We start from the raw sequence: 10,933 nt of genomic DNA on the forward strand, positions 1-10,933 counted from the left end.
GGGACATCATGAGCCATCAACTCACCTTCGCCGATAGTGAATTCAGCACTAAGCGCCGTCAGACCCGAAAAGAGATTTTCCTCTCCCGCATGGAGCAGATTCTGCCATGGCAGAATATGACCGCTGTCATCGAGCCGTTTTATCCCAAGGCGGGCAATGGCCGACGGCCCTATCCGCTGGAGACCATGCTGCGTATTCACTGCATGCAGCATTGGTACAACCTGAGCGACGGTGCCATGGAAGATGCCCTGTACGAAATCGCCTCCATGCGCCTGTTTGCCCGATTATCCCTGGATAGCGCCCTGCCGGATCGCACCACCATCATGAATTTCCGCCACCTGCTCGAGCAGCATCAACTGGCCCGTCAATTGTTCAAGACCATCAATCGCTGGCTGGCCGAAGCAGGCGTCATGATGACCCAAGGCACTTTGGTGGATGCCACCATCATTGAGGCACCCAGCTCTACCAAGAACAAAGAGCAGCAACGCGATCCGGAGATGCATCAGACCAAGAAAGGCAATCAGTGGCACTTTGGCATGAAGGCCCACATTGGTGTCGATGCCAAGAGTGGCCTGACCCACAGCCTAGTCACCACCGCGGCCAACGAGCATGACCTCAATCAGCTGGGTAATCTGCTTCATGGAGAGGAGCAATTTGTCTCAGCCGATGCCGGCTACCAAGGAGCGCCACAGCGCGAGGAGCTGGCCGAGGTGGATGTGGACTGGCTGATCGCCGAGCGTCCCGGCAAGGTAAAAACCTTGAAGCAGCATCCGCGCAAGAACAAAACGGCCATCAACATCGAATACATGAAAGCCAGCATCCGTGCCAGGGTGGAGCACCCGTTTCGCATCATCAAGCGGCAGTTCGGCTTCGTGAAAGCCAGATACAAGGGGCTGCTGAAAAACGATAACCAACTGGCGATGTTATTCACCCTGGCCAACCTGTTTCGGGTGGACCAAATGATACGTCAGTGGGAGAGATCTCAGTAAAAACCGGAAATAACGCCAGAAATGGTGGAAAAAATAGCCTAAATAGGCTGATTCGATGTGTTTGCGGGAAAAAAATCGGCCCAGATCCGCGAAATTTTAATCAGCGAGTCAGCTTGGGAAGAAATGACCTGCTTATTCGCACCTTCCTTAGCTTAATTCCTCCCCGAGTTATGCTAACTCGGGTTTCAATACAAAGAAATATGCATCAAGATTCTCCAAACAACGCCAGAACAGATAGGAAGTGTTCCTTCTGAGGACGTTAACTGGAGGTTTTATGCTAAATACTGTTTTCATCCCACCAACGGCTGAGCAGCGCCGCCAAATTCTTAGGGACTACGGATTTGAATATGACCGACGTATTCGTGAGGCCGAATGCTTGGAAATAACTAGTCTTTCCCGCTCTACCCGCTGGAATATGGAAAATGAGAGTAAATTTCCTACCCGATGCCACTTTGGGCCTAACAGCTGCGCATGGCTCCTTTCTGACATTCTTTGGTGGGTTCGTAACCCGCCTTCAGTTTTAAACGTTAATAATCCGCACAGCCGCAAGTCTGCATAAACAGTTTAGATAAGATCATTACTGAGCATTTGTTGCGTGCTGTTGCGTTAGTTATACAGCAGTATTGCTAACGCTGTCGCGGCGGCTCTCAATGTGAATATATTGGAGCACTGAAAATGGTATCGAAAAAAATTACTGCCTTAACTGGTAGCGGCCAAACTCAATCTGAAACCAGCCTAGAGGATATTTCTGGTAATAATTTTGCTGCGCGAATCCCTGTAACCATGAGCACTATTGGCGGGAAAGAAATTCAGTCTGTAAGCGGTCGTAAGTTGCATACGTTTTTGGCTGTAGGGCGTGACTTTACCAACTGGATCAAAGGGCGCATTAAGCAGTACGGGTTCGTCGAAGGGGTTGATTATGCGATTGTCGAATATTTGACCTCGCCAAAACGGGCGAGCTCAAAATCTCGCCAGCGTATTGAGCATGACTACATTGTCAGCCTGAATATGGCTAAAGAGCTTTCTATGGTTGAGCGTAACGCGCAAGGCAAGATGGCCCGCCAGTATTTCATTGACTGTGAAGAACGTCTGCGCCGTGTAGCACCAGAGGAACATGAGGCGGCGATGCTGGGCTGGCGTAAAAATCGTGTAGCTGCCTGCGAAGATCATAAAAGCATGGCCGACGCAATGAAGGGCTATATAGAGCGCACCGGCGACAGGCAGCACGGATTTGCCTACAGCAATGAATGCTCGTTCCTGAATAGCCTTGTGTTGGGTATGCACCCGCGAACGTGGGCGAAACAGAAAGATATTCCGGTAAAGCAGGTTCGTGACCATATGAATGCAGATCAACTGGCACTGCTGGCTTATCTGGAAAGTCGTGATTGTGCTCTGCTAGATCTTGATACCCGTACGGCAACCCGCAAGACAAAACTCACTGAACTGGCACAGCGCTGGCTGGTTAGACGTGTTGGAGGTGCCGGATGATTGCGTATGAAGAAAAGGCGACCTTGCCGGGTCGCCAGTGCGGAATAAATCAAAAGCAAAATTATATTACTAAATAGCTGCGCCTAATACCGCTACACTTTTGCCTGACCATGTTTTCCTCCGGGGAATGGGCTGGCGGTTTCCATAAAATGGCGGACCTTTTTCAGTAACTGCCACATTGAGCGGCACTGATGATTACGGGTTATCGTGTCATGAAGTGCCTGCCATAGCCGTTCCACATGATTCACCCACGGCGAGTAAACCGGCTGGTAAATTACCCTGAACTTGGGATTTGCTTTCAACCAGCGCTGTGTTTCGCGGCTTTTATGGATAATGTAGTTATCAACGATCAGCGTGATTGTTTTCGCCCGCCGGTAAGTGGCTTTCAGGTGCTTCAGCAGAGCGATAAACAGCGCTGAACTTTTGCTGTTGCCGCCCACGTAGCTGACTTTACCCGTGCCACTGTGCAGTGCGCCGGCCAGATAGTATTTTTCGTTCTGCCCCGGCGTCACTACCCGTTTCTGCTGTCCGCGCAACTGCCAGTCCGCACCGATTTTAGGATTAAGGTGGATATCCACTTCATCTTCATAAAATACCGGATGCTCTGCGCTGCATTCATCCAGCGCTTTGTGGATTACCGCCATCTTTTCATCTTTATGTGGGTCACGGATACGCAGAGTTGGCGCGGCCCTGCGCCATACAAGCCCCGCAGATGGCAACCAGCGGCGAACGGTTCCTGCATGTAACTGGCAACCGGTTATCTCATTGATTTTTATTGCCAGTAATTCGGTGCTCCAGCGTGAACGTTGATAACCAAAATCGCCGGGAGAATGCTTTATCAGCTCACGTAACAGGGTGCAGATATGTTCAAAAGGCCAGCGTCGGGAGCGCCCTGCGGGTAAGGATTTCAGGCCTTCAATACCTGAGTGCGTAAACCAGTTAATCCAGCGACCAACGGATGAACGGGCACAACAGAGAGTTCTGGCAACATCGCTGACCCGTTCACCCCGATGAAGCATCAGCATGGCCGTGAGTCTGCGGGCATGATTTTTATCACGCGTTTTATGAATAGCTTTCTGCATCAGGCGTCGTTCGCCACGGGGTATTGGTACTATGATCGGCATCGCTCAGTCCGGTTGGTGATTTTGGTTGGTTTGGCGATTGATCAGATCGCACAATCCGGGCTGAGTTCCCTTTCAGTGATCTACTATTCCGCGCAGCTATTTAGGCTAGCTGCTGGTGGTCAAAGGCTGAGCGATACGGGACTAGTTGAGTTATCTCCTGATATTTCAGGAACTGTGGCAATGGCGCAGTTGGGGGGTACTGCAATGCAGTATACCCCGGATTTAAAATCTGACCTTTTGCACACCTCATTAAGAGTTGCACAAATGCAACTCGGTACATCCCCCCAGAACTGGGGAAACCCAGATATTAGCGACCAAACGCCAGAACTGGAGTCTGCTCAGCCCTTCGGCTCAATCCCCTGCCGACGTAATTCGGCACGAGCTAACTCTTTCATCCAGTTACCGAGGCTAATGCCATCACGTTCTGCTGCTTCATTAAGTTGCTGGCGTAATTCAGGAGTAATTCGGATTTGGAAGGTTGGTGATAGCCCTTCACCTTTTGGTGTTTTGTCTCGTTTGATAGTTGACATGTACGTACGTAATCCTCTAGCATGGATTTTATTATGTACGTACGTTAACACGACGAACATACAAAAGACAACGCCCCGGACTGTTAGAGCAGTACCGAGGCGTCTAACCAAACCGTTATACGAGGTAACGACTATGGCTGAATCACAGCATACCCAAACTCGCCCTGAATTTACATGGCGTTTTCTCTCCACCTCTGAACGCTACCCTACCGCTAAACCGTTGGTGATCTACGTCAACGCATCCAGTGAGCAGGAAGCACGTGACACCATGCCGGGTGTAAACCTCATTTTTGCTGCCCGTCTTCCTTATCACTCGTTTAAGGTTCTGGAGGTGCGCCATGCGTAAAACCTTCCAGGCTTATGGTTTTGCCGTTAACAAGCGCGGCCACACAGTAGGTATTCACTACACCTTAACCAGCACAAGTTATGACGATGCTAAATCAGCAGCTCAGTTGTTGGCTCAGCAAGAGGGCTATAAGCATGTCCGTATCAACTTCGTTCGGGAGGTGAGTCATGCATAAAATTAAATGGTCGGAAATTGACATTGAAGATGAACTACGTCGCCTGGAATCGCTGCTCTCAACATCGCTGTATATGAATTTAGATGATGAAACTGAATACAGCGTTGCTATGGATTTGATCAGCATGTCGTTGTCCCGCGTTAGGGAACTGAAAGTGGCTAGTGAGGTGAGTCATGCGTGATATCTACCATCAGTTAGTTAAGCACTCACATGAGTTTAAAAGCCTCACTAATGAGGATTTGGCTGAGACCAGTGATTTATATGCTGCTGGGGCATTCGCCATCAATAGCGCACTAACCCTTATCGGAAATTTGGCTCACGATGCTACGACTGCCGAAGACTATGCGGATGAAGATGCTCGCCGCGATCTGGTCCTTGTTAGCCATGTATTGCGGCACCTCCCACGAATGGCGCTGGCACTTAATCAAAGCAGCGAAGCGGCAGATTATGTGCGTGCCCAGCGCAGAACAGCAGGGGAACAATCATGATCAGCAATATCGAATTTAACGAGCTGGAGAAGCGCGTTGATCTGCTGGTGGATAAGGTGCTTTCCCTCGAGCTGCGGATCAAATCGCTGACTGATAGCCAGGGTGGAGAGATTCCGCCGGGCATGGCTCCGGTTTCTTCTCTGGCAGCCGAGTATGGCATTTCCACCAAGAAGGCCGAAGAACTGGCGAAGAATACGGGCGTGATGCTGGTGAAGATGAAATCGGGTGGTTTCGTCGCCCCGGCTGAAAAATTCAGGGAAGAGGCCCGGATGGTGCTTAGAGCAGCCAAGCGTAAATATGGATCGGCGTTCTGGTATCACCCATTACTGGGCAAGTTTCAGATGAGTGGGGGGATCCCGAAATGAAAAGCGCTCCGAACCTGAAACATCTGCCAAAGGAAAAATTCACAGAGGCGGTTATTTTTGCCGGTGCTGATGCCTACGCCCACGCTAAGGGATGGGAAGAGGGGCTCGGTAAGCAAATTGCCGAAGATACAACGCCGCCTATCTATCTGGGGCCAAAGCAGCTGGCAGAGCTGGATAACCTGCAAATTATCGATAAAGGTCGCCGCAGTGCTCGTGTATATCTGGCCGGGAGCATTGAACCGATACTGATTAACGCCATTGGTGAGAAGCTGGCTCAGGCAGGAGTTCAGGAAGCCAAGTTCTATAAGGGGATTCCGGATCGTCAGCCTGAGGACTGGCACGACTATCTGAATCGGATACGGGAGCAATCCAAAACTGAGGAAAGCAGTATTCTCCAGTTTCCAGGAGCTAAACAAGAGCAAAAAAAAGAGACGGGTGATGAACTTAAACCTCGTGTCGAAAGCCGTGATGATGGCATTTTCTGGATTACGCCGAAGGTCGATAAAGAAACCGGAGAGATTATTAACCCTGAAACGTGGCTATGCTCACCTCTTGAGGTGGTTGGGGCGGGTAGTGACGGGGCAGAGCGATATCTTGTGTTGCGCTGGCGTTCGCCGCGTGGTCACGAAGAAATCACTCGGGCGATCCCCTGTGCTGATATCGGTGAACGTGATGGCTGGCGCTCTCTCAAGGCTGGTGGAGTAAACGTCACCACGAAAAATACGTTTAGAGCGATTTTGGCGGACTGGCTGCAACAATGTGGCAAGGGGCGGGAATGGATAATCAGCCACACCACCGGCTGGCATCACGGGGCATACATTATGCCCGATGGTGAAGTGATCGGCGATCCGGAGACTCCAATACTGTTTAACGGTCGCAGCGCGGCATCCTCCGGTTATGCGGTTGCTGGTACTTCTGAGAGCTGGCGTGATTCAGTTGCCCGTCTGTCCGGAGGTAACCCTTCAATGATGCTGGGCGTGGCAGCTTCATTATCAGCGCCGCTTATCGGTCTGGTGGGGGCTGATGGCTTTGGTGTCCATCTGTTCGAGCAATCTAGCGCCGGTAAGACGACCACCGCCAATATTGCGAGCAGTCTTTGGGGGGAACCGGATGCATTACGGCTTACATGGTACGGTACGGCGCTGGGCATCGCCAATGAAGCGGAGGCCCATAATGACAGTCTGTTACCGCTTGATGAAGTGGGGCAGGGCAGCAGCGCCAAAGATGTCGCTACATCAGCATATACCTTGTTTAACGGTGCCGGGAAGCTGCAGGGAGCTAAAGAGGGTGGCAACCGGGAGTTGAAACGCTGGCGTACTGTGGCGATCAGCACCGGGGAAATGGATATTGAAACGTTCCTGGCTGCTGGTGGAATTAAGGTTAAGGCTGGTCAGCTGGTGCGCTTGCTGAATATCCCTATGGAGAAATCAACGGTCTTTAACGGTCTGCCAAACGGTAAGGCTCATGCTGATGCACTGAAAGAGGCATGGATCGATAACCACGGAGCAGCAGGGCGTGAGTGGGTCAAATGGCTGGCAACTCACCAGCAGGAGGCTAAACAGGCTGTGCGGGATGCGCAGACACGCTGGCGAGGTCTTATTCCGGCTGATTACGGTGAGCAGGTACACCGTGTGGCCGAGCGCTTCGCTATTCTTGAGGCTGCGCTGGTAACTGGTTCGCCGATCACCGGTTGGAGTGAACAGGCCAGCCGTGATGCTATCCAGCATAGCTTTAACGCCTGGGTAAAAGAGTTTGGGACAGGTAACAAAGAACACCAGCAGATCATCGAGCAGTGCGAGGCATTCCTTAACGCTCATGGCCTGAGTCGTTTTGCTCCGCTGCCATACTGCCCGTCAGATATGCCAATACGTGATCTGGCTGGCTACCGCGATAGGGGTAAGCATGATGATTCACCAATGGTGTTTTATACCTTCCCTTCTGCGTTCGAAAAAGAGATAGCGCAGGGGTTCAATGCGAAGCAGTTCGCCAGAGTTCTGTCTGAATCTGGAATGTTGACACCCCCAGCAAGCGGCAGGGGATATCAGCGAAAATCACCGCGTATCGATGGGCGGCAGATTAATGTTTACGTCATTCAGTACCAGCAGGAGGGAACCGAAGAATAATTACACGTGAGGGTTTATTTTGTTGGTTCAGTTGGTTCAGTAGGTAGTGTGCATTGTTATCGTGCTGTTTATATTGATTATTTCACACAGAAACTGAACCAACACTGAACCAACAAATGCCTGTTTTGAACCAACAAACGGGGGATTTGAACCAACATGTCTACCCTGCCCGAATAAGTGTTTTTACTGAACCAACATAAAAACGGCGTTGTTGGTTCAAAACGGGGCTTTGTTGGTTCACTAAATGAAAATAAGTCTTTTAAAAACAACGCTCTTTACAAATTGAACCAACTGAACCAACTGAACCAACATAGTTTTGTTTATATACGCAGAAAAATGAGGTGAAAAATGTTGGATGCCGGAATGATTGAGAAGAAATCAGCAGGAAGTGCATCGTTGTGGATGCGTGAGGCTGTGGAGGAGATAGATAAATAATTTGGCATTGGCTATGCCAGCAACAACCCTGAGCTGGTGGCAGGGGTCATGCAGGCTGCAGCCATTGATCAAGCGGGGATGTATATCCGATCGCTGGTGGAAACGCTGGATTTATGGCCCGGTTCGCTGGCTTAAAGCTGAGAGTAAGCCAATGATCACTTAAGCACATATATTTTTAAGCAGATAAGCAACATAATTGATGGAGGTAAATTATGGCCTTTAACGATTTTATGGAAGAATCAGAACTGTTTGAGTTACTGGGCAAGAAAAAAACTGCTGTATGGCGGTTACGAAAAGACCATGGCTTTCCGAATCCAGTTCTTACCTACCCGTCGCGCTACAGCCGCAAAGCTGTAATGAAATGGCTTGAAGATGGTGGTATTAACCGTACGGTTTAAGGTTATTGAACCTGAATTTTTCTGGCTGCACTCTTTTGGGTGCAGTTATTTTCCTGTCAGGTAGGGATGGATGTTGATCATTACCTGTAATCATTATTCTCCGGCATACCGTTCGCCTCTTCGCGTAGAGTTTCCAGGCCATTGGAAACCTCACCTTTCTGACCAGTTAGAAAAATCCTGGTGGTTAACATCTGTTGAATAAAGCAGCAAAAAGGAGTTCACACCTTACGCACTATACAGTGCTACGCCCAAAGCCGCGTCAGCGCTGGCTTTAGGGGTATACACCCCTTGTGCATAAATAGTGAAAGTTGTATACAAAAATGCGGAAAATCGGCCTGTAAGCCGCACCAGATAAGAGTTGTCTGTGTATACAGATAGGATTTAAATTTGTTTAAACTAACCCCCCTTTGATATGGTTTGATTGTTCAGTTGTCTGCTGGCTGTAAGCGTACCCAACGGGGAAGAGTGATGTTCCTCGCACTAATGTTTTCATTAAACGGGTATCTTTAATGGAGTTTGGTTAAGGATTCACAGCAGGGTTGTAGAATGTTTTGGTCATTAATGGAGATAATGAAATATGCAAAGACTGGTTGAAATTAAAAAACGTCTTGAATTAATCGAAGAAGCATTAAATGAACAGTATCCAAATTATAAATCAGACCCTGAGATTACGGCACAAATTACAGAATTGAAAGGACATGTACAAGACGCTCGTAAAATAATACAAAAAAAGAAATCCCTAGGTGAACTATCAGACTTTGAAATAGCATTTATCGAACCAGCTATTAATGATGTTTACTTAACCTCGATCGATAAAATTCGTCGTGGAGCCAAACCTAGCCCTAGCGTAAGTGAACATATATACGATACGTCTGTGACTTTGGATCATTGGTTGGGCGAAATTGGTAGGTTTAAATCCAATCAGAATGGTTAAAGTGATTTGTAATGTTTTGATTTTTGTAAGGGTGGAATTCGGAGGGGAGAAATGGTAGCAAGCGTATCAACTAAGGAAAATTTGCCTAAGCTGGAGACAACCTTTCATGTCAAAGCGAATGGTTCAAGTATAAATATCAAACTTGGTGCTTTAGAGTTTAATCATGTCTTATCTCCATGTGAAAAATATTTATATGTTCAACTTTGTAACTCAACGTCTGAGGACTCAGGTAAATTCATTAAATTAGATGTAACTACTGGACGTAAAATTTATTCGGTAGGGCCTGAGTGGGGATGGGCCAGAGGCTATACATTTAATCATGATGGAAATATTTGTGTTGAGACAGATCACTATGGTACTTGGCTAGTTAATGATGATGGAGGTATTTCAGACCGCGCTGGTTACTATATGCGCCGCGTGAAGACTGCTGATTATGGAACGATGAGAGCTTTGCCTGATTTTTTTGAGTTGCATGGGAAAACACCTGAAACATGTGCCGTGGCGATGGAGGCTCTTGAACGATTTTTGAGTACATGTTCATCCATGTTCCATGGGCTGTCGTATGGTGCTCTGGCATTAAAATCACGTGCTGAGATTCAAGCCTTTTTGGGTGATAACTCAGGGGCACTACAGAGTTGCGTTGATGCTTTATGCCTTGACCCAAAAGTTACAGTTAAACGAATGCTGAATTCACTTAGTAAAAAACTTAATCTTGATAAAGATACCTTAAAGCCTTCTGATTGGGTTGAGTCGCTAAAAGTTGATATAGAAGCCAATCGTAATGTTGAGATTAATAAGATTGAAGAAAATCGCAATCAGATAAAAGATAAGGATGTGATTGTTGTCGGTGAGATGAAGTTTATGAATAAAGAACCACATGCTAAAAATAACATCATGAAATATTTTTTGCTGATAGTGGTCTTAGTGGCAGCATTAGTCGCTCTCTTCAAGTGATATTCATATAGGTAATTAATAATCATAAGGTTTAGATTATGCAGGAGCTAACGATACAGTTTGCCAAAGATTTACACAGTGTGTTTCAAAGCAATTGCAATAAATTAGATAAGATAGGAATACCATTTTTTTATAGTTTTCCGACAAATGCATGCCAGGGCGCATCTGTGTATCTTAGCTTATTTTTTACGTGGCTTGTGCCGGAGGCTAATGTCAGAGTTGTTAAAGGAAGTCATAGAACGCTGGATCATCATCACTACTGGGTCGAACTTGATGGGAAGGTGTTTGATTTGACAAATGCTCAGTTCGAATCCTGGTTGGGAGAAAGGTATCCTGAGCTGGACTCTCCTGTATATGCTCAAAGAAAGCATCCTCTTCGTAATTATTTTTTTTATAAAGAAAGAGAGTCGGCCATCCGTGCTTATGCAACATTTTGTAGCGAGCATGCGAACGTAAAAGATGTAGACAAGGCGCAATGGTTTGTTATGGGGAAACTCAGAGAAATGGGCTGGGAACTTGAGCAGGATATCACTGGTGGCCGATTGATAAAAATAAGATAGCCAGTTACCACCACTGATAACTAT

At 47.8% G+C, this 10,933-nt stretch carries 15 protein-coding genes; 13 read left to right on the forward strand and 2 right to left on the reverse strand.

The features are described 5' to 3' along the window. Positions 1–8: 8 nt before the first annotated feature. The 3 genes from H7R58_RS02545 to H7R58_RS02555 all read left to right on the forward strand — a co-directional run bounded on the left by H7R58_RS02545 (position 9) and on the right by H7R58_RS02555 (position 2,477). On the forward strand, positions 9–989 hold the full coding sequence (locus tag H7R58_RS02545; protein WP_000019445.1) for an IS5-like element ISKpn26 family transposase: 981 nt from the start codon (positions 9–11) through the stop codon (positions 987–989). Positions 990–1,263: 274 nt separating this feature from the next. Continuing rightward, positions 1,264–1,548 (forward strand): helix-turn-helix transcriptional regulator, encoded by a 285-nt coding sequence (locus tag H7R58_RS02550; RefSeq protein WP_182929925.1) that lies wholly within the window; start codon positions 1,264–1,266, stop codon positions 1,546–1,548. Positions 1,549–1,664: 116 nt separating this feature from the next. Continuing rightward, positions 1,665–2,477, forward strand: coding sequence for an antA/AntB antirepressor family protein (locus H7R58_RS02555; protein WP_182929926.1), 813 nt, complete (start codon positions 1,665–1,667; stop codon positions 2,475–2,477). A 92-nt stretch (positions 2,478–2,569) separates the two neighbouring features. Here the strand turns inward: H7R58_RS02555 and H7R58_RS02560 are convergent, their stop codons facing one another. Then, a complete protein-coding gene (locus tag H7R58_RS02560) occupies positions 2,570–3,601 on the reverse strand; it encodes an IS630-like element ISEc33 family transposase (RefSeq protein ID WP_001395480.1) in 1,032 nt (343 codons plus the stop codon). A 338-nt stretch (positions 3,602–3,939) separates the two neighbouring features. Then, positions 3,940–4,131, reverse strand: coding sequence for a toxin-antitoxin system HicB family antitoxin (locus H7R58_RS02565; protein ID WP_003846253.1), 192 nt, complete (start codon positions 4,129–4,131; stop codon positions 3,940–3,942). Between the two features lie 133 nt (positions 4,132–4,264). Between H7R58_RS02565 and H7R58_RS02570 the strand changes: the two genes are divergently transcribed. The 10 genes from H7R58_RS02570 to H7R58_RS02615 all read left to right on the forward strand — a co-directional run bounded on the left by H7R58_RS02570 (position 4,265) and on the right by H7R58_RS02615 (position 10,909). Continuing rightward, on the forward strand, positions 4,265–4,477 hold the full coding sequence (locus H7R58_RS02570; RefSeq protein WP_182929927.1) for a host cell division inhibitor Icd-like protein: 213 nt from the start codon (positions 4,265–4,267) through the stop codon (positions 4,475–4,477). After that, the gene (locus tag H7R58_RS02575; RefSeq protein ID WP_182929928.1) at positions 4,470–4,652 is read left to right on the forward strand and encodes a hypothetical protein; all 183 of its coding nucleotides are present in this window, start codon (positions 4,470–4,472) and stop codon (positions 4,650–4,652) included. Before H7R58_RS02570 ends, H7R58_RS02575 begins: the two co-directional genes overlap by 8 nt. Next, positions 4,645–4,833, forward strand: a complete 189-nt coding sequence (locus H7R58_RS02580; RefSeq protein ID WP_182929929.1) for a hypothetical protein — start codon at positions 4,645–4,647, stop codon at positions 4,831–4,833. Before H7R58_RS02575 ends, H7R58_RS02580 begins: the two co-directional genes overlap by 8 nt. After that, positions 4,826–5,140 carry a hypothetical protein gene (locus tag H7R58_RS02585; protein ID WP_003846259.1) on the forward strand — a complete coding sequence of 105 codons (315 nt, stop codon included), beginning with the start codon at positions 4,826–4,828 and terminating at the stop codon, positions 5,138–5,140. The genes H7R58_RS02580 and H7R58_RS02585 overlap by 8 nt, the downstream gene beginning before the upstream one ends. Next, positions 5,137–5,505, forward strand: coding sequence for a hypothetical protein (locus H7R58_RS02590; protein WP_003846262.1), 369 nt, complete (start codon positions 5,137–5,139; stop codon positions 5,503–5,505). Before H7R58_RS02585 ends, H7R58_RS02590 begins: the two co-directional genes overlap by 4 nt. Next, positions 5,502–7,628 carry a DUF927 domain-containing protein gene (locus H7R58_RS02595; protein WP_182929930.1) on the forward strand — a complete coding sequence of 709 codons (2,127 nt, stop codon included), beginning with the start codon at positions 5,502–5,504 and terminating at the stop codon, positions 7,626–7,628. The genes H7R58_RS02590 and H7R58_RS02595 overlap by 4 nt, the downstream gene beginning before the upstream one ends. Before the next feature lie 647 nt (positions 7,629–8,275). Continuing rightward, positions 8,276–8,461: a hypothetical protein gene (locus H7R58_RS02600; protein WP_106931077.1), complete on the forward strand. Its 186-nt coding sequence runs from the start codon at positions 8,276–8,278 to the stop codon at positions 8,459–8,461. A 577-nt stretch (positions 8,462–9,038) separates the two neighbouring features. Beyond that, on the forward strand, positions 9,039–9,395 hold the full coding sequence (locus H7R58_RS02605) for a hypothetical protein (RefSeq protein ID WP_053266291.1): 357 nt from the start codon (positions 9,039–9,041) through the stop codon (positions 9,393–9,395). Between the two features lie 51 nt (positions 9,396–9,446). Then, a complete protein-coding gene (locus H7R58_RS02610) occupies positions 9,447–10,349 on the forward strand; it encodes a hypothetical protein (protein WP_182929931.1) in 903 nt (300 codons plus the stop codon). A 38-nt stretch (positions 10,350–10,387) separates the two neighbouring features. Further along, the gene (locus H7R58_RS02615) at positions 10,388–10,909 is read left to right on the forward strand and encodes a hypothetical protein (RefSeq protein ID WP_182934585.1); all 522 of its coding nucleotides are present in this window, start codon (positions 10,388–10,390) and stop codon (positions 10,907–10,909) included. Positions 10,910–10,933: the final 24 nt, after the last annotated feature.

This window comes from Klebsiella sp. WP4-W18-ESBL-05 (assembly GCF_014169075.1).
Taxonomy (GTDB): domain Bacteria; phylum Pseudomonadota; class Gammaproteobacteria; order Enterobacterales; family Enterobacteriaceae; genus Kluyvera; species Kluyvera ascorbata_B.